The sequence below is a fragment of the Arenibacter algicola genome (genome assembly GCF_000733925.1).
GTDB classification, from domain to species: domain Bacteria; phylum Bacteroidota; class Bacteroidia; order Flavobacteriales; family Flavobacteriaceae; genus Arenibacter; species Arenibacter algicola.
Genome location: NZ_JPOO01000003.1, coordinates 1,811,210 through 1,835,378, shown reverse-complemented (window position 1 = coordinate 1,835,378; position 24,169 = coordinate 1,811,210). Strand labels below are relative to the sequence as shown.

The following is a 24,169-nucleotide window of genomic DNA, read 5'->3' as shown; positions in this document are numbered from 1 at the left end:
TAAAAATGATGCATATATTTGATTTGAGCGAGAATTTAATTATGAATTTAGCTCTGGCGACAGCGGGTGAAGTATATCGGTAATTATAGAGTTTAGACTTTTTTGTACCGGCATGTAAATGCTTTTGGTACTTATTGAGCTAAAACTTAGATTTTATGGTGGCCGTTGTCCTAAAGGGAATAATAGATCAAGAACCAACAAATATTTTCATGAAGCATAGTACCGTTTATTTATTAATTAATCTGGCATTGGTTTTCAGTGGCTGTGGATGGAGTGCTCCGGAGGAAGTGGAGTTGGCTCTTGCGCAGACACCCGATATTATTGATTTTAACTATCATGTGAAACCTATACTTTCCGATAAATGTTTTGCATGCCATGGCCCGGATACGGATAACCAAAAATCTGATCTAAGGTTGGATATTGCCGAAAGCGCTTTGTCTGCCCATGGAGAATCCAATACTGTTGCTATTGTTCCTGGGAGACCTGCATCCAGTGATCTTATTAAACGTATACTTTCTGATAATCCATCAGACAAAATGCCACCTCCGGAGTCTAATCTATCCTTGACAACAAAAGAAATTGCCATTTTGGCCAAATGGATCGAGCAGGGAGCGGAATATAAGCCTCATTGGTCTTTCATAAAGCCTAATAAGCCGGAATTGCCATTGATAAAGGATAACAACTGGGCAAATAATGAACTGGATTATTTTATCCTGGATAGGCTGAAAAAGGAAAAGCTCAATCCGTCCGAACGGGCATCAAAGGAAACTTTAATTCGAAGGTTAAGTTTTGACTTAATTGGGCTACCTCCAAGCTTGGAACAAATTGAAAGTTTTAAAAAGGATACCTCAGAGTATGCCTATGAAAAGTTGGTAGATAGGCTATTGCAGAGCCCTGCTTATGGAGAGCGGATGGCAGCGGATTGGATGGACGTGGCGCGATATGCGGAGAGTGATGGCTATCTGGATGACAAGCATAGGGATTTTAGTGCATATCGAGATTGGGTGATCAAGGCCTTTAACGAGAATATGTCCTACAAAGAATTTTCCAGCTTACAATTGGCGGGAGATCTTATACCGGAACCGACCAAGGAAAGCATTTTGGCAACAGCGTTCAATAGGCTGCATAAAAGAAATTCCGAAGCCGGAATTATTTTTGAAGAGTATCGTGTGGAATATGTTGCAGATAGGGTATTAAGTGTTGGAAAGGCCTTTATGGGGCTTAGTATGGAATGCGCAAGGTGTCATGACCATAAGTACGATCCTATAAGTCGGAAAAACTATTACGAGATGTCCGCCTTTTTTAATAGCACCAATGAATTTGGTTCCGCTGTCTACGGTCCAGGTCAGGTACCGGGACCTTCACTTCTTCTAACGGACAGTGAGGCGGATAAGGTTCTGGCATATATTGATAGTGATATTAACAGTGCGGAGAAGAAACTCGATTCTCCGAAATCCTCGGAACCGGAGGGGTTCAAAAAGTGGTCGGCAAATCCGTCTGTTATAAGAAGTTCAATTGAAAATAATTATTCCAAAAGTCTTACGGCCTATTATCCATTTGATTCTTTCGTGGGAAAAGGAAATAAAAAGTATGTCAGTCCAAATAGGGTAGTCGGTTCTGGTCCTGCGGTTATCAATGAACCAAATATTAAAAAAGCTGCCAAGAACAATGGTATATTCTTGAATGATTTTACATCTATTAGCTTGCCGGAGAAGGTAGGATGGTTTGACCAGACCGATCCCTTTTCTATTTCCTTGAGTGTGTTTCCGGATACCCAATACGACGACGCTGCCTTATTTTATCATTGTGAAGATTTGCGATTGGGGCTAAAAGGGTACTCTATGTTCTTGGAAAACAACCGCCCAAAGTTTATTATGGCATTTTCTTGGCCAACCAATGCCATCCAGATTAAGGCTAAAGAGGAAATACCGGTAAAGGAATGGACAAATATTGCAGTGACCTACGATGGACTGGGGAAAGCAAACGGACTTCATATGTATCTCAATGGCAAAGAAATACCGGTAGAGGTAGAAATAGACCACCTTTATAAGTCCATATTGTTTAAGCCGGATCTGCATACCTATGGGTTCAATGGTTTCGGAATGGGAATCAGGAATCATATGAAGACCTTTATAAATGGAGGTATCGATGAGCTTAAAATTCACAATTCTGAACTTTCTGCATTGGAAGTAAGTTATGGTTATGATTCCAATACCCTATCAGAAATTATTAATAATAGTTCCAGCACCAGGAATTGGTCCCTTTTAAAATCCCATTACTCCTTGAGGGAGAATAGTGGACTTGAGAAGGTAAAGGAAAATATTCGCGAACTAAACAGGAAGAAAAATAAGGTGATCGATACTATTTCGGAAATTATGGTCATGGGAGATTTGCCTGAACCGCGCCCTACTTATGTTTTGGATAGAGGGGTTTACGATTCCCATGGGACGGAGGTGTACCCGGATGTGCCCGAAGTTGTACTTCCTTTTAGCGATAGTCTGCCAAAGAATAGACTGGGCCTTGTTAAATGGTTGTTTGATGAAAATAATCCCCTAACTGCCCGGGTCTATGTGAATAGATTGTGGCAGATGCATTTTGGGACGGGATTGGTGTCGTCATCTGATGATTTTGGAAATCAGGGTAATTTGCCGTCGCATCCAAAATTGTTGGATTGGTTGGCGGTTAAATTCATTGAATCTGGATGGGATATAAAAGCTATGAACAAATTAATTGTAATGTCTGCTACCTATCAGCAAAGCTCGGTATTAACACCCGAACTATTGGAAAGGGATAAAGAAAATGCATTGTTGGCACGGGGGCCAAGTTTTCGTATGTCTGCTGAAATGGTGCGGGACAATGCGTTGGCCATAAGTGGCCATTTATCCCCCAAGATCGGTGGTCCAAGTGTTTATCCGTATCAACCGGACGGACTTTGGGACGAAATAAGCAATAAACCATGGCGCTATAAATATCTACAGCAACCAGGGGAGGGGCTATATAGAAGGAGCTTGTATACCATATGGAAAAGAACATCGGGTCCGCCATCCATGTTGATTTTTGATGTTGGCGAAAGAGGGGTCTGTACTGTAAAGCGGAGGCAGACGAGTACCCCGTTACAGGCATTGGTTCTTCTCAATGATCCCCAGTATTTGGAAGCTTCTAGGGTAGTGGCAGAAAATTTAATTGAAAATTATAGTGGGGATGTAGATGCTCAATTGCAAAAAGCATTTGTTATGTGTACCGGCAGAAACCCCAATGATAGTGAACTAGGGGTTTTAAGTAAATTCCATAAGGAGGAATTGGAGCGTTTTTCCAAAGCCAAGGAAGATGCTATAGGCTATACCAATATAGGAAGCTCTGAAGTAAAGGCAGGTATAGACCCGGTGAAGTTGGCCGCATTGGCTACGGTAGTAAACGGGGTGATGAATACATATGAAGGTTATACGATTAGATAGATATTTAATATGGAAGATTTTAAAAAGCACATGGAATTTATGGAGACCCGTAGGGGATTTTTAAAGAAATCTGCACTTGGGTTCGGGTCTGTAGCGCTTGCCAGCCTAATGGGGCCATCATCCTTATATGGGAATGAACTTTTGGGAGGCGGTGCGCAAAACCTATTGGGCGGCTCTTTGGGCAGTACGCATTTTCCGGCCAAGGCAAAACGGGTAATTTATCTGTTTCAAAGCGGTGGTCCCTCGCAATTGGAAACCTTTGATTATAAACCGGAATTGGCAAAATGGCACGGGAAGGAAATACCTCCATCTGTCCAAGGAACCCAACGTAATTCCGGTATGGTGTCCAGCCAATCTACCTTCCCATTGGTTAAATCTATATACGACTTTAAACAATACGGACAATCGGGTGCGTGGGTTAGTGAAATTTTTCCCTATACCGCCCAAGTAGTGGATGATCTATGCATTATTAACTCCATGCGAACCGATGCCATAAACCATGAACCTGCCGTAATGTTTCTGCAAACCGGTAGTCAGCAGAGTGGACGGCCGTCCATAGGTTCATGGCTTAGTTACGGATTGGCCAGTGACAATAAAAACCTTCCGAATTTTGTAGTCCTATTGTCCAAAGGTGGAGGAGCCCAACCTTTGAGTTCGGCTGCTTGGGGAAATGGTTTTTTGCCATCCCATCATCAAGGTGTTCAATTTAGGTCGGGCAAGGATCCTGTACTATATTTGAACAACCCCCACGGTGTACATGATGAAGATCGAAGAAGGGCTTTGGATTACGTTTCACAATTGAATAACCATCAATTTGATGTTTGGAAGGATCCAGAGATACAGTCCAAAATCAATCAGTATGAAATGGCCTATAAGATGCAAAATTCGGTTCCTGATGCAGTGGATACCAGGGAGGAGCCCGATCATATTTATAAATTATACGGGGAAGATGCCAAAATACCTGGTACATACGCTGCCAATTGTTTGCAAGCCAGACGCTTGGCGGAAAGGGATGTGAAATTTATACAATTGTACCATATGGGTTGGGATCAACATGGTGGCCTTCCCGGAGGGATTAAAAAACAGGCACTTGGTACAGATCAAGCGACTGCCGGCCTGATAAAGGATTTAAAACAAAGAGGCTTGTTGGAAGATACCCTGGTGGTCTGGGGCGGAGAATTTGGCCGGACCAGTTTTTCCCAAGGTAGATTAACAGCCGATAATTATGGTAGGGACCATCATCCTGGTTGTTTTACAATGTGGATGGCCGGGGCAGGTGTCAAGGCAGGTATGGTCTATGGTAAAACCGACGAATTTAGCTATAACGTAGTCCAGAATGAAGTGCATGTTCATGACTTTCAAGCCACCTTGCTGCACCTACTGGGAATAGACCATGAGCGACTTACTTTTAAACACCAGGGGAGAAGATTTAGATTAACAGATGTTCACGGCCATGTAGTCAAAGACATTCTTTCATAAAATTGGCCATAATGATTACGCGAAGAAAATTTGTCAAAAAGTCCTCTATGGGAGGAAGTGCCCTATTGGCAGCAGCAGTGGTGCCCTTTTATATATTGCCGTCAAAACCCAAACTTGGGGAACAAATTTTGGGACATGGCGATTTTAAATATAAAGTGGAAACCCAATGGGGCAATTTGGATCCCAAGGTCTTCCCTGTTAATAACTGTCATGAAATGGTCATGGACAGAAAGGGGAGACTTTTTATGTTGACAGATCACCCTAAGAATAATGTATTGATTTACGATAGATCTGGGAAGTTGTTGGGGAGTTGGACATTGAATTTGTCCAGTGCACACGGCCTGACCATTCATGAGGCAGGTGGGGAAGAATACCTTTATATTACCGATCCAGGGAGTGGAAGGGTACTAAAAAGTACACTTGAGGGCGATGTTGTTTTTGAACTGGATTCTCCAGATAAAATAGGGGAATATGATAGGAAGATGTTCTTTAGGCCTACAGAAACCGCTATTGGCTCCAATGGGGATATTTATGTTGCAGATGGATATGGTTCACAATATATTTTGCAGTATAACTCACAGGGTGAATTTATCAGAAAATTTGGAGGTGATAGTTTTTTGCAGCCCGATAAGTTTAAGCAAGTGCATGGGGTGACCTTGGATACCAGAGATCCCAATAACCCAAGCTTATTGTGTACTGCCCGAATAAAAAATTCCTTTAAGAGGTTTAGTCTGGACGGAAAATATTTAGAAACATTTTATTTGCCAGGCGCCTTTGTAAGTAGGCCTGTCATAGATGGGGATAATATTTACTCAGGGGTCTGTTTCGGAATGGAAAAGGGGAACTATAATTTGGCCTTAAACAAAGGGTTTGTTACTATTTTGGATAGGGAAAACAAGGTAGTGTCCAATCCAGGCGGGACCAAACCGAAATATAAAAATGGAAAACTTAAGTTGATGTTGCAAGATCAAACGGTATTCAAGAATTGTCATGACGTTTGTGTGGATGGGGATAAAAATTTATATGTCTGTCAATGGAATGCCAATGGAGTTTACCCTTATAAATTACATAGGATTTAAGTATGGATCAGATTACAGAAGTATCGGATTGGGTTATTTTTATAGGAAGGTTTCATCCCTTAATAGTCCATCTTCCCATTGGGATTATTTTGGTTGGTATTTCTATGTATTTTCTGGCCAAAAAAAAGAAGTTTTCACAATTGAAGGGCGCGGTGCCTTTCTTGATGGGTGCAGGAGCAGTTAGCGCTATTTTGTCATGCGTATTTGGTTATATGCTGTCCTTTCAGGGGGGCTATGACGCGGAGGCCTTAAATTCCCATCAGTGGATGGGGGTGGCACTGGCCGTTTTTGCCGTATTGGCATTTGTTTTTATGGTATGGGAAAAAACAAAACGGATTGTGGTATTACAGTCCGGGCTTATGGTATTTCTATTAGTGGGACTGGGATATACCGGTCATATGGGGGGTAATTTAACCCATGGTGCTTCTTATCTTACACAGTACTCCCCTGATCCGTTGCGAAAGTTGGTGGGACTTCCACCTAAGCCCGAAAAAAGACCCCCGGTTACAGTCTTGGATTCTGCCGATATATTTCTGGATGTTGTTTCTCCAATGCTTTCGGACTATTGTGTAAGTTGTCATAACCCAGGAAAGTCTAAAGGTGATCTGGTTCTTTCCTCTTATGACCGCATTATAAAAGGTGGGGAAAACGGACAAGGTGTTGTTATAGGGGATTTGAAAGAAAGTGAACTTTATAGAAGGGTAAACCTTCCGGAGCATCATGATGATTTTATGCCGCCAGATGGCAAAAAACCACTTTCCCCGGAGCAGATAAAATTATTGGAATTATGGATAATGAACGGTGCTCCAGAAAAGGGGCAAATGGGTGATTTTCAAATCGAGGGCGATTATTTGTCGGCTGCGAACAAGGTTCTTGGATTGGAAGGGCATGGGGGGAATTCTTTGGCAAGGAAAGTGGAACCGGCCGATTCTTTGATTGTGGCTTCCTTGAATGCCAAGGGTTATGTTATAAGGACAATAAGTGAAGGGAGTTATTTATTGGATGTCAGCTTTGTGGCCCAAAAGAACCTGGAAAATGTAAGTATTGAACAGCTGTTGCCATTAAAAGATCAAATTGTATATTTAAATTTGAATAACCGCAACCTAGGGGATAAAGATCTTGAGGTTATTGGACAGTTTGAAAACATGGTTAGATTAAACATTCATTCCAATCCCATAACCGATGAAGGCCTGTCCTTTTTGGCGAAACTTGAAAATTTAGAGGTTTTAAACCTTTACGGCACTCAAATAGGGGACAATGGATTGGAGAGGCTGGAATTGTTGCAGAAATTAAATCGCATATACTTATGGAATACTCAGGTTACTTCGGAAAAAGTTGAAAACCTTAAGGCAAAAAACCCCGATTTGGAGATCAACATAGGCGAAGAAGCTTCCTAGATTTAATAAGGCAAATTGTCTTTATCACCAAAGTCATTTTTGAAAAGTTTGGGCAATGTTTTGCCTTAACTTTTGACATAAGCAAAAAAAAATTCCAACCCATTTATTGGGTTGGAATTTCTTGATCTATTCCGATATTCGGTAAATATATTAAACCCTTGGTAGGTCTCCCTCTCCTTTTAACGGTAAATAGGACGTTCCCATGAGGTAAGTATCCACATGATAAGCCGCTTGCCTACCTTCGGAAATAGCCCAAACTATTAAGGATTGTCCTCTTCTTTGGTCACCGGCAACAAATACACCGGGAACGTTGGTCTTATAATCTGCTTCACTGGCTTTAATGTTGGTACGTGGATCGGCTTCAAGCCCCAATTGCTCGGCAACCGTCATTTCCGAACCTGTAAAGCCCATGGCCAATAGGGCCAATTCACATTTCCACTCCTTTTCCGTGCCAGGAACTTCCTTAAGAATTGGTCGTTGCCCTGGTTGTGTAATCCACTCTACTTCTGAAGTAATAAGTCCTTTTAAATTACCGTTTTTATCACCAATAAATTTTTTGGTGGAAATGCTAAAAAATCGCTCTACACCTTCTTTGTGTGAGGAACTGGTTCTCAAGCGCATAGGCCAAAATGGCCAAGGTTGATCTTCCGGACGTCCTACTGGAGGTTTTCCTAATATTTCAAAGTTGGATACCGAAGTGGCACCGTGTCTAATAGAGGTTCCAATACAGTCAGATCCAGTATCTCCCCCGCCTATAACCACAACGTTCTTGCCAGTAGCTTTTATTTCTTCGCCCAGATCTTTAATTCCGTCTACGCGCTTATTATTTTGTTTTAAGAAATCCATGGCCTGTACTACTCCTTTAAGGTCTGCTCCTTCTATAGGCAATCCTCTTCTAACGGTGGCGCCGCCGGAAAGTACAATGGCATCAAATTGATCTTTAAGTTCTGTGGCCAAAACATCAACGCCCACATGAACCCCGGTCTTAATGATAATTCCTTCCTCCTCTAAAATCTTAACCCTTCTGTCTATGATATTTTTTTCCATCTTAAAATCAGGAATACCATATCTAAGAAGACCTCCAACTTTTTCGTCCCTTTCAAAAAGGGTAACCAAGTGTCCTGCTCTGTTCAACTGTTGGGCCGCTGCAAGTCCTGCAGGTCCCGATCCGATAACGGCAACTGTTTTTCCAGTCCTGCTAGCAGGAGGTTCCGCTACTACCCAGCCTTTTTTGAAAGCTGTCTCAACAATGTTTTTCTCAATGTTCTCTATAGTTACCGGGTCTTCATTGATACCCAGTACACAGGCTTCCTCGCAAGGAGCTGGACAAAGCCTACCCGTAAACTCCGGGAAGTTGTTTGTGGAGTGCAATATTTCTGCGGCTTTTTCCCATTTGCCAAGGTAAACTGCGTCGTTGAAATCGGGTATTAAATTCCCTAATGGACACCCACTGTGACAAAAAGGAATACCACAGTCCATACATCTGGCACCTTGGTCCTTTAGCTCCTTTTCTTTCATTGGGAGCGTAAATTCCTTGTAGTTTTTTACCCTATCCTCTACAGGTGCGTATTCTTCTACTTTTCTATCGAATTCCAAAAATCCTGTTATCTTTCCCATATTTCGATTATATCGTTTCTAATTTTTCTTTTTCTAAACGTATCAATGCCTGCTTGTATTCTTCAGGGAAAATCCTGATAAATTTTGGTAGGCAATCTTCCCAATTTTCCAAAATCCTTTGGGCTATTGGGCTAAGTGTGGCATTATAGTGATTTTCTATGAGACCTTTCAATTCAGCAATATCATTATCGTCCTCTACTTTTAAAAGGTTTAAAGACTCCGTATTGCAATTTTTTCTAAAGGTATTTTTTTCATCAAAGATATACGCAATACCTCCACTCATTCCAGCTCCGAAGTTTCTTCCCACTTCACCAAGAATAACCGCTGTACCTCCTGTCATATACTCACAGCCATGGTCGCCAATACCTTCTACGACAGCTTGGGCTCCTGAATTTCTTACGCAGAATCGTTCACCTGCTTTTCCGTTTATATAGGCTTCACCTGAGGTTGCGCCATAAAGTGTAACATTTCCGGTAATTACGTTTTCCTCTGGTTTTAGAGTGGACTTGTACGGTACTTTTATAATCAACTTAGCTCCGGAAAGACCTTTTCCTAAATAATCGTTGGTGTTGCCATTCACGATCATAGTAAGGCCTTTGGTGGCAAATGCGCCAAAACTTTGTCCGGCCGAACCTGTGAAATTAAGTTTTAAGGTGTTTTCGGGTAAACCATCTACACCATAAATCTTTGAAATTTCATTACTGGTAATCGCTCCAACTGCCCTATCGGTATTATGGATAGGGAAATCCAAAGTGATCTTTTCTTTTCTGAATAAGGCGGGATGCGCTTTTTCCAAAATTTCAAACTCAATGGACTTGTCAATATCATGTTGCTGCTTCTGGGTATTGTAGAATTTGGTTCCTTTTGGAACATCAACCTGATATAAAATTGGAGTAAGGTCTATACCTGCAGCTTTGTAGTGTTCCAAGGCTTTTTTACGGTCCAATTTCTGTACCTGTCCCACCATTTCGTCTATAGTCCTAAACCCTAATTGGGCCATTATTTCCCTTAGTTCCTGGGCTACAAAATACATATAGTTGACAACGTGCTCTGGCTTGCCTTCAAACTTTTTGCGCAGTTCCGGATTTTGAGTGGCAATTCCTACTGGGCAGGTATTTAAATGACATACACGCATCATGATACATCCTGAGGCTACTAAGGGTGCTGTGGCAAATCCAAACTCTTCTGCACCCAATAGACAAGCTATTGCTACATCCCTTCCAGTTTTTAACTGACCATCACATTCCAAGACTATCCTGTTCCTAAGGTCGTTTAGTACCAAGGTTTGTTGTGCTTCGGCAATTCCCAATTCCCATGGAAGTCCGGCATGCTTTAATGAGGTTAATGGGGAAGCCCCTGTACCCCCATCATGGCCAGATATAAGAATAACGTCCGCCTTTGCTTTGGATACACCCGCTGCTACCGTTCCTACTCCCACTTCAGATACCAATTTAACGTTTATCCTTGCCTCGCGATTTGCAGATTTTAAATCGAAAATCAATTGGGATAAATCCTCTATCGAGTATATATCATGGTGGGGAGGAGGTGAAATCAATCCCACATATGGCGTGGAATTCCTGGTTTTCGCAATGGACGGATTTACTTTTGGTCCGGGTAATTGCCCACCTTCGCCTGGTTTGGCCCCTTGTGCCATTTTAATCTGAATTTCTTGGGCGTTGGTCAAATAATTTGAGGTAACCCCGAATCTTCCGGAAGCGACCTGCTTTATGGCACTGTTTTTCCAGTCCCCTGTTTGGTTCTTGTAAAAACGTTCTGCATCTTCTCCACCTTCACCGGAATTACTTTTCCCGCCTATCCTGTTCATGGCGATAGCCAAATTTTCATGAGCTTCCTTGCTAATGGATCCATAAGACATTGCGCCAGTTTTAAAGCGCTTTACTATTTCTGTCCATGGCTCCACTTCGTCCAAAGGAATAGGGTCGTAATTGGAGAATTCAAAAAGACCGCGTATGGTCATCAAATCCTTGGATTGCTCGTTCACCATTTTGGCAAAGTCATTATAGGATTCCGGCTCATTGTTTCTAACCGCCTTTTGCAGTTTGGCAATACTTAAGGGGTTGAAAAGATGTTTTTCACCATCCCTTCTCCAGCGATATTGCCCGCCGATTTCCAAATCTAGATTTGCGGCTATTTCTTTATCTAGGTAGGCCCTGTGATGACGCTTTGCAATTTCCTTCTCTATTTCATATAGCCCAATACCCTGAATTCTTGTTGGTGTGTTAGGGAAGTACTTGTCTACAGTTGAGGTGTTTATTCCAATACATTCGAACAATTGTGACCCCCTATACGAATTTAGGGTGGAAATTCCAATTTTGTTCATCACCTTAAGAATGCCCTTGCCTACGGCTTTGTTGTAGTTGCTAATGGCTTCTTCAAAAGAATATTGGGTAATATCTTGCTCTTCAATTTGTTCCGCTATAATTTCGTTTACCAAATAAGGGTTTATTGCGCTGGCGCCAAATCCAAATAGTAAGGCAAAATGATGTACTTCCCTTGGTTCTGCAGATTCAATAATAACACTTAATTTGGAACGTTTGCCCAACCTTTGAAGTCCGCTGTTTACAAATGAACATGCCAATAAAGCCGGGATAGGGGCTTTTTCCTTACTAACGTTTCTATCCGATAGTATAATGATATTGGCGCCCTCATCAATGGCTTGTTCCGCTTGGTGCAAAATCGATTCTAAGGCATCTTCAAGGCCATTATGCCCCTTTTCAATGTCGTAAAGCATTGGAATGGAAACTACCTTATAGTCTGGACTTGCATCGTAGTTTTTTATTTTATCCAAATCCTCCTTGGATATTACGGGATTTTTAATCTTTAATTTTCTACAGTGAAGTTCGGAAAATTCAAAAATATTATGATCGCTTCCCAAGGTTAGGCTGATATCTGTAATTAGCTCTTCACGAATACCATCCAATGGCGGGTTGGTAACTTGTGCGAACAATTGCTTAAAGTAATTGTATATTAGTTGCGGACGATCGGATAAAATAGCGATAGGAGTGTCAGACCCCATTGATCCCAATGGTTCTTTGGCCGTTTTTCCCATTGGAAGTATAATGGTATTTATATCTTCCAAGGTGTATCCAAATACCGCTTTTCTCTTTTGTACCGATGCCTCATTTAAGAAAAGAGGACAATCGTTGTAGGGAATATCCTTGAGGTGAACCAAATTCTTGTTCAGCCATTTTTGATAGGGATGCTTAACGGCAATTGCTTCCTTAATTTCCTCATCATTGACAATGCGTCCTTCCTCCATGTTTACCAAGAACATTTTTCCTGGCTCCAATCTTCCGTGCATTTCAATATTTTCCGGTTCAAGGTCCACAACCCCAACTTCGGAAGACATTATTACATAACCGTCCTTGGTCACTGAGTATCGGGATGGGCGTAATCCATTTCTGTCCAATACGGCGCCTATGTAGTTTCCATCAGTGAAGGGGATGGAAGCAGGTCCGTCCCATGGCTCCATTAAGCAGGAGTGGTACTCATAGAATGCTTTTTTAGCTTCGGACATTTCCTCATTCTTTTCCCAGGCCTCAGGTACCAATATCATCATTACCTCAGGGAGAGATCTTCCTGTCATTAACAACAGTTCAACAACCATGTCCATGGTGGCGGAATCCGATTTCCCAGGTAATATTATCGGGATAATATTTTTGATTTCGTCTCCAAACCAATCACTTTTCATTAATTCTTCCCTGGAACGCATTCTTGAGACATTACCTCTAAGAGTGTTTATTTCCCCGTTATGACACATATAGCGGAAAGGCTGGGCCAAATCCCAAGTAGGAAATGTATTGGTGGAAAATCGTTGATGCACAAGGGCCAAACGGGTGACTACCCTTGGGTCCATTAGGTCTTTATAATATAAACTGATGTCTTCCGGCATTAACAGCCCTTTGAAGATTATAATTTTGGTGGAAAGACTGGGTACATAGAAAAATTTGCTTTCCGACAATTTGGAAGCATTTACAGTATGTTCAGTAACCTTTCTGGCTATAAATAATTTTAAATTAAAGTGGAAGAAATCTTGTTCATCATTCTCTCGAGCAACAAATACTTGCTTTACGAAAGGTTCGGTCTCTGCAGCTATTCGTCCAGGTATGGATTTGTTCACAGGAACATCTCTCCATCCCAATAATTTTAGCCCTTGTTTTTTTATGTTGGATTCAAAAACATCGATACAGTAGTCCCGTTGGTTTTCTTTTTGGGGTAAAAAGACATTACCTACGGCATAACTGCCCGGTTCAGGAAGTTCAAAGTTGCAAACATCCTGAAAAAAATCATGTGGGATATCTATTAGAATTCCAGCACCATCACCTGTTTTTCCATCCGAACTTACAGCTCCCCTGTGCTCTAGTTTTTCCAATATCTCTAAAGCCTTATGAATAATATCATTCGACTTTTTTCCTTTCAGACTACAAATAAATCCTGCGCCACAGTTATCATGTTCAAATTCCGGTAGGTACAATCCTTGTTTTCTCAGCTTCATAAATTATCATATTTATTCAAAAATATCAAAATATTTACATTTAATGCAGTGCAAACTTAAATAGTGCGAAAGAAATTCAACGTTTATAATTCAACGTTAAAAAAAATGCATATTCTGATATTTGAGCCCATTAAATTGGGATTTCCTCAATATTAAGCTTTATATATTGATTTTTTTCCTATTAATAGGGGGTTAATAATGTAAAATTGGTTTTTATTGGTTAATTCCCCTGTCTGGATTAGGGGCTGCTATTTATAATTTTATTTTTTTTAAGTCTTACCCCTTAAAAAATTAGGGGTAAATATAATTTAATGATTTTTATCCTTTTAATATACTACGCGAAATTACAATTTTCTGAATTTCGGAAGTGCCTTCGTAGATTTGGGTGATCTTGGCGTCCCTCATCATTCTTTCCACATGATAATCCTTAACAAAACCATTCCCGCCGTGTATTTGTACTGCTTCTACGGTGGTATCCATAGCCACCTGGGAAGCATAAAGTTTTGCCATGGCGCTCGATAAGTCATAACTATTGCCTTGATCCTTGTCCCATGCGGCTTTGTAGACCAAATGTCTGGCTGCTTCAATTTGCGTGTGCATATCTGCAAGTTTAAATGCAATGGCCTGATGGTTGCTTATTTCTGTGCCAAATGCTTTTCTTTCTTTCGAATATTTTAGTGCCAGTTCATAGGCACCTGCAGCAATGCCCAAAGCTTGCGCGGCTATTCCTATTCTGCCTCCGGCAAGAGTTTTCATGGCAAATTTAAAACCAAATCCGTCTTCGCCAATTCTATTTTCTTTTGGAACCTTTACATCGTTAAAGATTAGCGAGTGGGTGTCACTGCCCCTTATTCCCAATTTATTTTCCTTAGGGCCTATTTCAAAACCGGGCATGCCCTTTTCAACAATAAGGGCGTTTATTCCCTTATGCCCCTTGGAGATGTCGGTCTGGGCAATTACCAAATATATTTCGGCTGAATTTCCATTGGTAATCCAGTTTTTGGTGCCATTTAGAACATAGTGGTCCCCATGATCCTCAGCCGTTGTTTTTTGGGAAGTGGCATCACTGCCTGCTTCAGGTTCGGAAAGACAGAACGCCCCTATGCTCTGTCCTGTGGACAAACGGGTTAAATATTTTTCTTTTTGTTCTTCACTGCCAAACGTTTCCAACCCCCAACATACCAAGGAATTATTCACGGATACGATTACCGAGGCGGAGGCATCTATTTTGGAGAGTTCCTCCATAACCAGGGCGTAGGAAATAGTGTCCAGGCCGCTGCCTCCGTATTTAGGGTCTACCATCATTCCCATGAATCCCAGTTCCCCCATTTTCTTTACTTGTTCTGCTGGGAATTTCTGGGCATCATCCCTTTCTATAACCCTGGGTAGCAATTCATTTTGGGCAAAATCCCTTGCAGCCCTTTGTATCATCAACTGTTCTTCCGAAAGTGTAAAATCCATTTGTGTAGAAAAAAATATGAGAATGTTACAAATATACGAGTATAGAATGGAATAATAATGGGGAATAAAGACATTAAAACCTAATCTATATTTTTATATTTGTTCGGTCTTAAACTTTTTTATCCGTAAAACAACTTAACAATTATGAGACAACATTAGCTAGGCTGGTAAAATAAACCGAAGGGTGCAAAATGGCGCCCTTAATAGCAAATGAAATCAAATATATTAATTGTGAAGTGCAATGAAAGAGTTATTAAAAATATATGAAAATAAAGCCCCTGAAATTGTTTTCAACTGGAAAGACCCAGAAACGGAGGCGGAAGGGTGGACGGTAATAAATTCCCTTCGCGGAGGGGCCGCAGGTGGCGGTACCAGAATGAGGAAAGGATTGGATATGAACGAGGTCTTGTCTTTGGCAAAAACAATGGAGGTGAAATTTACGGTTTCGGGACCTCCTATTGGAGGTGCAAAATCTGGGATTAATTTTGATCCCCAAGATCCTAGAAAAAGTGGGGTGCTTAAGCGTTGGTACCACGCCGTAGCACCATTGTTGAAAAGTTATTATGGTACTGGAGGGGATTTGAACGTGGATGAGATCCAAGAGGTTATCCCTATTACGGAGGATGCTGGGGTTTGGCACCCGCAAGAGGGTGTTTTTAACGGACATTTTAGACCTACCGAAGCGGACAAGATAAATAGGATCGGTCAGTTGAGATTAGGAGTTGTCAAGGTGTTGGAAGGAGAAGACTACTCGCCCTCGGTGGCCAGAAAATTTACGGTTGCGGATATGATAACCGGTTTTGGAGTGGCGGAAGCGATTAAACATTATTATGATATACATGGAGGTTCTGTATATGGCAAGAGGGCTATTGTACAGGGGTTTGGCAATGTAGGTTCTGCAGCGGCCTTTTATTTGGCCAAAATGGGAGCTAAAGTGGTCGGGATTATAGATAGGGCAGGAGGGGTGATCAATGAGGACGGATATTCCTTGGAGGAAATAAGAACATTCTTTCTAAATAAAAAGGGAAATGAGCTTTTTGCGGATAATATTATTCCGTTTGCTGAAATGAACGATAGAATATGGAAATTGCCTGCCGAGATTTTTGTACCCTGTGCCGCATCCCGCTTGGTGACAAAGGATCAGGTATCCGAAATGATCAATGCCGGGTTAGGTGTGATTAGTTGTGGGGCCAATGTGCCCTTTGCCGATAAAGAAATATTTTTTGGGCCAATAATGGAGTATACGGATGAGCGGGTAAGTCTAATTCCCGATTTTATATCCAACTGCGGAATGGCCCGAGTCTTTGCCTATTTTATGGAGGGAAGGGTGGCAATGGATGACGAACTTATTTTTAATGACACTTCAAATACCATTAGAAACGCAATTTTAAATATATTTGACCAAAATAAAACAAAAGTCAATCTCAGTAAAACCGGATTCGAGATTGCTTTGAAACAATTAATTTAAACCAATAATAGCATGGAGACCATTATTATTATTTTATTCGTTGCCGGTTACTTGGCAATAACATTGGAGCATAATCTTAAAATAGACAAATTAATCCCCGCTTTGGCTATGATGGCTCTGTTGTGGGCGGTTATAGCTTTGGCGCATATGCCCGTTTTTGAGGTCAATGCCGAGCTCCGGGAGTTGGAGGCGACCCACATAGATGAGATTTTGCTGCATCATCTTGGAAAAACGGCAGAAATATTGGTCTTCCTTCTAGGTGCCATGACCATTGTGGAAATAATAGATTACTTCGATGGTTTCGCAACCATAAAAGGTTTTATAAAAACTAGGAGCAAAAGAAAATTATTGTGGTTGTTCTCTATTTTGGCCTTTATACTTTCGGCTATTATTGATAACCTAACCGCTACCATTGTTTTGATAACCATTCTTCAGAAAGTGATCAACGACAGGGAAACCAGACTTTGGTTTGCCGGTATGATAATTATTGCAGCCAATGCGGGTGGTGCATGGTCTCCCATTGGAGATGTAACCACTACCATGCTTTGGATCGCCAACAAGGTATCTGCGGCCCAATTGATAGAACACGTTCTTTTACCTTCAATTATATGTATGGTCGTGCCTACCTTTATTGCGAGTAGGTACAAGGCATTTTCTGGGAATATTGATACTGACATGGATGAGGAGGAGCCAACTAAGTCCAAATACGGGGCTACCATGCTTTATTTGGGATTAGGCGCCATTATTTTTGTTCCCTTTTTTAAGACCATAACCCATTTGCCACCTTACGTTGGTATGATGCTTTCTTTGGCTTTGGTAGCTACCTTTGCTGAGATTTATAGTAGTGCTAAATTCAGTATCTCCAACATTGATGGTGAAAGTGAGGCAGAATCACATCACAGTCCTGTACATAAGTCCCTTTCCAAAATTGAATTGCCAAGTATTCTTTTCTTTTTAGGTATTTTAATGGCTGTTGCGGCTTTGGAATCTTTGGGGATGTTGTTCCATTTTGCTGGAACTTTGGATGAGGTAATGCCGATGTTGGGTACAGAGTCCGGCGGGGAATTGGTTTCGGATTTGGTGGTACTTTTCCTTGGTGTTGGTTCAGCGGTAATAGATAACGTGCCACTGGTCGCGGCAAGTATAGGAATGTTCTCCGTAGGAATGGATGACCCCGTTTGGCATTTCATTGCATATTCTGCAGGAACAGGTGGTAGTATGTTGATTATAGGTTCTGCAGCAGGTGTTGTTGCTATGGGAATGGAGAAAATTGACTTCTTCTGGTATTTGAAGAAAATAGCATGGTTGGCTTTCCTAGGATTTGCTGCCGGTGCCATTGGATTTATATTAATTAGAAATTTAGTGTTGAACGCATAATTTAATCGACAAAAGACCGTTATTAAGGCAACTTAAATAAAGAAAATATATGTTATTGATACAAGACCTGGCTCAAGAGACAGGATTAGAGGGAGTTGTGTCCGAGGAAAAGACGCTTTCTGTCATTGATTTAATAGTAAATGGCGGTACTGGAAGTATCTTGATCATAAGTGTTTTGTTTGTAATGCTTTTTGTGGCATTGTATATTTATTTTGAACGGATTTTTGCGATCAAGGCAGCTTCTAAGATAGATAGCAATTTTATGAACCAGATACGGGACCATGTTACCAATGGCAAATTGGATGCGGCCAAAATATTGTGTGCTCAAACAGATTCGCCGGTAGCTAGGTTAACGGAAAAGGGAATATCCAGAATAGGGAAGCCCTTGGACGATATTAACACCGCTATAGAAAATGCGGGTACACTGGAGGTGTATAAATTGGAAAAAAATGTGAGTGTTTTGGCTACCGTTGCCGGAGCAGCCCCAATGATCGGGTTTTTGGGAACCGTAATTGGTATGATTTTGGCATTCCATCAAATGGCAAGCAGTGGTGGACAGGCAGAAATGGGTTCTTTGGCTTCAGGTATTTATACGGCAATGACCACTACGGTAGCCGGGCTTATTGTAGGTATTATAGCATACATAGGATATAATCATTTGGTAAACAGGACGGATAAGGTAGTGCATAAAATGGAAGCCAATGCGGTGGAATTCTTGGATTTATTGAACGAACCTATTTAGAACATAACAAATGAAACTAAAAGGTAGAAATAAGGTTAGCCCAGATTTTAGCATGTCCTCTATGACGGATATAGTGTTTCTTTTGCTTATCTTCTTTATGCTAACTGCAAATTCGCCCAATGCGTTGGATTTGTTGTTGCCTAAAGCAAAGGGGAAATCTACAAATACCCAAAATGTATCTGTAAGCATCAATAAGAACCTGGAATATTTTGTGAACAACGAGAAGATAAACGGACAGTATATAGAAATTGAATTAAAAAAGGCACTAAAAGGGCAGGAGAAACCTACTATTATTCTTAGGGCAGAAGAGAGCGTTGCCATCAAAGAGGCGGTTAACGTAATGGATATTGCCAATAGAAATAATTACAAGGTTATTTTGGCAGTGCGACCAAATTAATGTCATTACTTAACACGAGACACGAGAAAAAATCATTTACACTTACCACAATTCTGTTGAGTGTACTATTGCTATTGCTTTTTTATATTGGACTCACCTATTTGGATCCTCCAATAGAAAATGGCATTTCCGTCAATTTTGGAACAACCAATTTTGGTAGTGGCACGGTACAGCCCAAAGAAAAGATTAAATCAGAACCCCTCAACACTCCCATTAAAGAACCCAAGGTTGTGGAGGAGAAAGTAGAAGAGGTGGTAGAGCAGGTGCCGAAGGAAAAGGTAGCCAAGGAGAAACCTGCCGAAAAATTACTTACCCAGGAAAACGAGGAATCCATAAAAATTAAACAGCAGCAGGAAGCCAAACGCAAAGCCGACGAGGCTGCCAAAAAGGCCCAGGTAGAAGCGGAGCGGGTTGCCCGCGAAAAGAAGGAGGCCGAAGAAAAGGTTAGAAGGGAGCAACAGGCGAAAAAGAACAAATTGGATGAGCTGATCGGAGGAATAAATAAATCCGAAGGAACTGCTTCCGGTGGAGAAGGTGACGATAATAAGGCCGGGGATAAAGGCCAGCCAGACGGCGATCCGTATGCAACCAGTTATTACGGAAGTCCCGGGTCGGGCAGTGGTACGGGAGGTTATGGACTCAATGGACGAACTTTGGTGAATAAAGGCAAGGTGCAACAAGAATGTAATGAAGAAGGAAGGGTTGTAGTGAAAATCGTTGTGGACCGAAATGGTAAAGTGGTTAGTGCTACCCCTGGGCAAAGAGGGACTACTAATACCCATCCCTGCTTGTTGGAACCTGCCAAGAAAACAGCTTTTATGCATCAATGGAACTTGGATTCCAATGCACCTAGTCAACAAGTTGGTTTTGTAGTGGTGAATTTTAAATTGGGGGAATAAAGTTATCCCGCATTGCTCAAAATCAATTATCCTAAAGTAATTTTACAATTTCATTTGCTTTTTTAATTAGATTAATTGAAGGTATCGCAAAGGCATTGTGTTCTAACTTCAACAGACGACTATAAATGACTTATCAGGAAACTTTGGAATGGATGTTCGGGCAACTGCCCATGTACCAGCAAAAGGGAATTTCTGCATTTAAGGGTAAGTTAGACAATATACTTGCCCTTTCCGCATATTTAGGGCATCCAGAAAGAAAATTTAAAAGCATACATGTGGCAGGAACCAACGGGAAAGGGTCCAGTAGTCATATGCTGGCCTCTATTTTGCAGGAGGCTGGTTATAAGGTCGGTTTGTATACGTCTCCCCATTTAAAGGATTTCAGGGAGCGGATCAGAATTAACGGAATACCGGTCAGCAAAAAATTCGTTGTCGATTTTATAAAAAAAAATAAGCTTTTTTTTGAGGCACATGACCTTTCGTTTTTCGAAATGACAGTCGGAATGGCCTTTCAGTATTTTGAAAAGGAGAAAATAGATATTGCCATTGTAGAGGTTGGACTGGGAGGTCGTTTGGATTCTACCAATATAATTATCCCCGAAGTGTCCTTGATTACGAATATAGGCTATGATCATGTGGAGATGTTGGGAGATACCATTGCCAAAATAGCCTTTGAGAAGGCGGGCATCATTAAACCAGGGATACCGGTGGTCATAAGTGAATTGCAGGAAGAGACAGCAACTGTTTTTAATAATATAGCAAGGGAAAGAGGCTCAAAAATAATTTTTGCAGGGGAAGTAATCCCTGGAAACTATAAAACCTCCTTGTTGGGGAGTTACCAGGCCAAAAACGTCAAGGGCGTGGTTGCCACCATTAAGGAATTGAAGGGTTTTGAAATTAGGGAGGAACATATAGTTGATGGCTTGTTGAATGTTTCTGTTAATACGGGATTGCTGGGTAGATGGCAAACTATTGGCGAAAACCCAACAGTTGTTTGTGATACGGCCCATAATACTGAAGGATTGTCCATTGTTTTGGATCAATTGAAGCAACAGGAATACACCTCTCTTCATTTGGTCATTGGATTTGTAAAAGACAAGAATTTGGAACAGATTTTACCTCTTTTTCCAAAAAATGCCCATTATTATTTTTGTAGGCCTAACATTCAGAGAGGTTTGGATGAAGTGGTACTTAAAACTCGGGCAATGGAATTTGGTTTGGAGGGGGAGTCTTATCCTTCTGTAAATGAAGCGCTTAAATCTGCATTAAGGGTTGCGAAAAAATCCGATTTTGTGTTTGTTGGGGGGAGTACTTTTGTTGTAGCTGAAATTGTGTAATTTTTTTTATTTTTTCCTTTGGGGAAAGTAAAAACTATTCTATATTTGCACCCGCCTACCGAAAGACAGGCGTGCTTCTGGAGAAATCAAGAAGCGAATTAAATACTGATTAATTAGGGCTCTTAGCTCAGCTGGTTCAGAGCACCTGCCTTACAAGCAGGGGGTCACTGGTTCGAACCCAGTAGGGCCCACAGTAACAAAGATAAGCTTTTCAAGAAATTGGAAAGCTTTTTCTTTTTTACGGGTACAACATAGGTACAACAAAATTATTTTTAATTTATTAAATTTAGTTTAAGCTTACAAAGCCTCTGAATGGGACTCTATAATTTATGCTATTCTTGGCTATCTCATTCTAAATTATTTAAATAAGAATATCCTAGGAGTTGGGTAAAATTAAATAATAGTTATTATCTTATATCAATTTATATAATACATGACCTTGCCATTACTTGGGGTTTTTAATTATTAAGCCATTAGGGAATAATATTTTTCAATCCTTTATGATGCTTGTCAACCAAAGTGGTTAAATTTTTATACAGATGATTAACGAGAACCTTGCAGTATCGAGAAGAAAATTCTTGGATTCAATTACCACAGCCGCACTTGCGGTTCCTTTTTTGGCGAATTCCGCCGTTAGTTTTACCTCCACAGAGAAGAAGCTAAGGCATGCTTGTATAGGAGTTGGAGGTATGGGGTGGCACGATTTGCAAAACTTTAAGGAACATCCCAATGTGCAGATTGTTGCACTTTGTGATGTGGATGCTAAAAACTTGCAGAAGGCAGCAGAAGTTTTTCCTGATGCGCGAACATATAGTGATTGGCGGGAACTTCTTGAGAAGGAGGGGGACAATATTGACTCGGTCAATGTAACTGTCCCGGATCATAACCACTTTGCTATTGCTTATCGGGCAATCCAAAATGGTAAACATGTTTATTGTCAAAAGCCTTTATGCCATGATGTGGCAGAGGTTCGCAAGCTAACTGAAGTAGCAATTAAGGCTGGAGTAATAACTCAGTTAGGCACACAGCATGCCTCGGGCAAGGGTGATCGTTCAGCGGTTCAAATTCTAAAAGATGGTGTTATTGGAAAAGTGAAACACGCCTATCTGTGCTCTAATCGTCCGGAGGCTATTGAGCGATATAGGCTTCCGGGCCCTCGCCCACCTCAAGGTCAGGATGTGCCTTCCCATTTGAATTGGGATCTTTGGACCGGAACCGCTCCAATGCGCCCTTATGCGCCCAACATTTATCATCCGGCCATATGGAGAGCATGGCAGGATTTCGGAACAGGTTGGTCCGGAGATATCGGATGCCACATATTGGACGCTGTTTGGAAAGGCTTGGATTTGAAAGCACCTATTTCCGTTATGGCCAGGGTTCAGGATTCATGGCAGGAATCTTCGGAACGAAATGGGGATACATGGCCGCAGGGTGACCATATCACCTGGATGTTTCCTGGCAATGAGCTTACAGCATCGGATATTCTACCCCTAGAATGGTTTGACGGGGAGTTTTACCCGCCTTGGGAAGTGCAAGCTCTTTTTCATGGAAAACCGTATCCAGCAGAATCGGCCCTACTCATAGGTACCGAAGGGGCTCTGCTTATGCCCCATAAAGAAATGCCTGTTCTGTTGCCAGAAAACAAATATGTAGATTACCAAATGCCAACTTTGGAAGACCGTAATCACTACCACCATTTTGTGGACGCTTGTTTGGGCAGTGAAAAGAACGATTCACATTTTGCTCAGTCCGGTCCTATGACGGAAGCCATCCTATTGGGTACGGTGGCAATACGTATGCCGGATACGGTCCTGAAATGGGATCCGGTCAATATGTCGTTCCCCAATCAGCCTAAGGCCAATAAATTTCTTCAACGGGAATATCGCAAAGGTTGGGGCGTAGCAGGTTTTTAAGAATTCTTAAGAAGTATAGCATTGTTGGAGGATTTGAATATGGTATTCGCCTACTCCACTTGATGGGAGAAGAATTTTGAAATCTGGTAATTCTATTAAATTTCTCTGAAAAGTAAAAGTCAAAACAGAGGCATGGGAAGCCTAAGGCTATATCTTTAAAACCGACCTAAGGTATTTATTGTTCAAAACATAACTATCAAACATGTCGGCATTTTCGGGAACGGCACCCTCTATCTGTATCCATCCTTCATATTTTATCTCGTCTATCGCTTTTTTTACTTCTTCAAAATCTATTCTGCCCTGTCCCAATAAATAACCGTTCTCCTTGGCATGAAATTCACAGATGTGCTTTTTGCCCAACCACCGGATCTCCTCATAAATATTGTATCCCATTTTGTTCGAATTGGCTACATCATAATATACTTTTACGTTGGGCGAACCCACTGCACTTATGATTTCCATATGTTCTTCGGCACTCAACCAAGATTCTATACCCAAGATAATACCATTGTCCTCTGCTTTTCTTGACACTTTTTTTAGCCTTCGAATTGTTTCCTGTGTGCCTTTTAAATCATTTTTAAGGTCTCCGTTGTGGAAGAAAGCCAATAGCACGACTTTGACATTCATTTTTTTGGCCACATCTATACTGTCCGATACCCAAAGTTCGGCACGTGGATCCGATTTATAGGGGATGTTGTTCATTTCACCAATGGCTATTCCACCTATGGTCATGCCATATTCAAGGCAAGCATCTTTATATTGTTGTTGAATGCTTGTTTGCTTTAGGTGCATATCATTAGCTAAGCTGCCTAGACTTATCTGAACGCCATCCAAGCCAATTTTTTTGCCCACTTCTATCGCCTTCACTTCGGACATTTTCTGAATTGACCAATCGCAGGCGCCAATCTTAAATCGATTTCTTTTGTCCATTGCAAATGCCTCGTAGGCCCCAAGCATACCCAGGCCAAGTATGCCGGCGGAGGATTTTAACACTTCCCTTCTGGTTATTGCAGCACCCATAATGTGGTTATT

At 41.3% G+C, this 24,169-nt stretch carries 15 protein-coding genes and 1 tRNA gene; 12 read left to right on the top strand and 4 right to left on the bottom strand.

Going from position 1 to position 24,169, the window contains the following annotated elements:
- Positions 1–155 precede the first annotated feature (155 nt).
- Genes U735_RS0118455 through U735_RS0118440 form a run of 4 tightly spaced genes read left to right on the top strand, consistent with a single transcriptional unit; the run spans position 156 to position 7,410 of the window.
- Positions 156–3,455, top strand: a complete 3,300-nt coding sequence (locus U735_RS0118455; RefSeq protein ID WP_232233287.1) for a DUF1553 domain-containing protein — start codon at positions 156–158, stop codon at positions 3,453–3,455.
- Between the two features lie 9 nt (positions 3,456–3,464).
- A complete protein-coding gene (locus U735_RS0118450; protein WP_031445240.1) occupies positions 3,465–4,934 on the top strand; it encodes a DUF1501 domain-containing protein in 1,470 nt (489 codons plus the stop codon).
- 11 nt (positions 4,935–4,945) lie between these two features.
- Positions 4,946–6,013 carry a twin-arginine translocation signal domain-containing protein gene (locus U735_RS0118445; RefSeq protein ID WP_031445239.1) on the top strand — a complete coding sequence of 356 codons (1,068 nt, stop codon included), beginning with the start codon at positions 4,946–4,948 and terminating at the stop codon, positions 6,011–6,013.
- A gap of 2 nt (positions 6,014–6,015) precedes the next feature.
- A complete protein-coding gene (locus U735_RS0118440; RefSeq protein ID WP_031445238.1) occupies positions 6,016–7,410 on the top strand; it encodes a c-type cytochrome domain-containing protein in 1,395 nt (464 codons plus the stop codon).
- Between the two features lie 150 nt (positions 7,411–7,560).
- On the opposite strand, the gene U735_RS0118435 is transcribed toward U735_RS0118440, so the two are convergent.
- From U735_RS0118435 to U735_RS0118425, 3 genes are all read right to left on the bottom strand, one after another.
- Positions 7,561–9,027, bottom strand: a complete 1,467-nt coding sequence (locus U735_RS0118435) for a glutamate synthase subunit beta (protein ID WP_031445237.1) — start codon at positions 9,025–9,027, stop codon at positions 7,561–7,563.
- A 7-nt stretch (positions 9,028–9,034) separates the two neighbouring features.
- The gene (gene gltB / locus U735_RS0118430; RefSeq protein WP_031445236.1) at positions 9,035–13,543 is read right to left on the bottom strand and encodes a glutamate synthase large subunit; all 4,509 of its coding nucleotides are present in this window, start codon (positions 13,541–13,543) and stop codon (positions 9,035–9,037) included.
- A gap of 318 nt (positions 13,544–13,861) precedes the next feature.
- Positions 13,862–15,004, bottom strand: a complete 1,143-nt coding sequence (locus U735_RS0118425; RefSeq protein ID WP_031445235.1) for an acyl-CoA dehydrogenase — start codon at positions 15,002–15,004, stop codon at positions 13,862–13,864.
- Positions 15,005–15,245: 241 nt separating this feature from the next.
- Here U735_RS0118425 and U735_RS0118420 point away from each other — a divergent pair, with 241 nt between their 5' ends.
- The 8 genes from U735_RS0118420 to U735_RS0118385 all read left to right on the top strand — a co-directional run bounded on the left by U735_RS0118420 (position 15,246) and on the right by U735_RS0118385 (position 23,137).
- Positions 15,246–16,472, top strand: coding sequence for a Glu/Leu/Phe/Val dehydrogenase dimerization domain-containing protein (locus tag U735_RS0118420; protein WP_031445234.1), 1,227 nt, complete (start codon positions 15,246–15,248; stop codon positions 16,470–16,472).
- A gap of 12 nt (positions 16,473–16,484) precedes the next feature.
- Positions 16,485–17,849, top strand: coding sequence for a sodium:proton antiporter NhaD (gene nhaD / locus U735_RS0118415; RefSeq protein WP_031445233.1), 1,365 nt, complete (start codon positions 16,485–16,487; stop codon positions 17,847–17,849).
- A gap of 49 nt (positions 17,850–17,898) precedes the next feature.
- On the top strand, positions 17,899–18,591 hold the full coding sequence (locus tag U735_RS0118410) for a MotA/TolQ/ExbB proton channel family protein (protein ID WP_031445232.1): 693 nt from the start codon (positions 17,899–17,901) through the stop codon (positions 18,589–18,591).
- Positions 18,592–18,601: 10 nt separating this feature from the next.
- Positions 18,602–18,988 carry an ExbD/TolR family protein gene (locus tag U735_RS0118405; protein ID WP_031445231.1) on the top strand — a complete coding sequence of 129 codons (387 nt, stop codon included), beginning with the start codon at positions 18,602–18,604 and terminating at the stop codon, positions 18,986–18,988.
- Positions 18,988–19,887, top strand: a complete 900-nt coding sequence (locus tag U735_RS0118400) for an energy transducer TonB (RefSeq protein WP_031445230.1) — start codon at positions 18,988–18,990, stop codon at positions 19,885–19,887. The genes U735_RS0118405 and U735_RS0118400 overlap by 1 nt, the downstream gene beginning before the upstream one ends.
- A gap of 125 nt (positions 19,888–20,012) precedes the next feature.
- On the top strand, positions 20,013–21,224 hold the full coding sequence (locus U735_RS0118395; RefSeq protein ID WP_031445229.1) for a bifunctional folylpolyglutamate synthase/dihydrofolate synthase: 1,212 nt from the start codon (positions 20,013–20,015) through the stop codon (positions 21,222–21,224).
- Positions 21,225–21,340: 116 nt separating this feature from the next.
- A tRNA-Val gene (locus tag U735_RS0118390) sits at positions 21,341–21,415 on the top strand.
- 348 nt (positions 21,416–21,763) lie between these two features.
- Positions 21,764–23,137, top strand: coding sequence for a Gfo/Idh/MocA family protein (locus U735_RS0118385; protein ID WP_031445228.1), 1,374 nt, complete (start codon positions 21,764–21,766; stop codon positions 23,135–23,137).
- Positions 23,138–23,284: 147 nt separating this feature from the next.
- Here the strand turns inward: U735_RS0118385 and U735_RS0118380 are convergent, their stop codons facing one another.
- The gene (locus tag U735_RS0118380) at positions 23,285–24,157 is read right to left on the bottom strand and encodes a sugar phosphate isomerase/epimerase family protein (RefSeq protein ID WP_031445227.1); all 873 of its coding nucleotides are present in this window, start codon (positions 24,155–24,157) and stop codon (positions 23,285–23,287) included.
- Positions 24,158–24,169 lie beyond the last annotated feature (12 nt).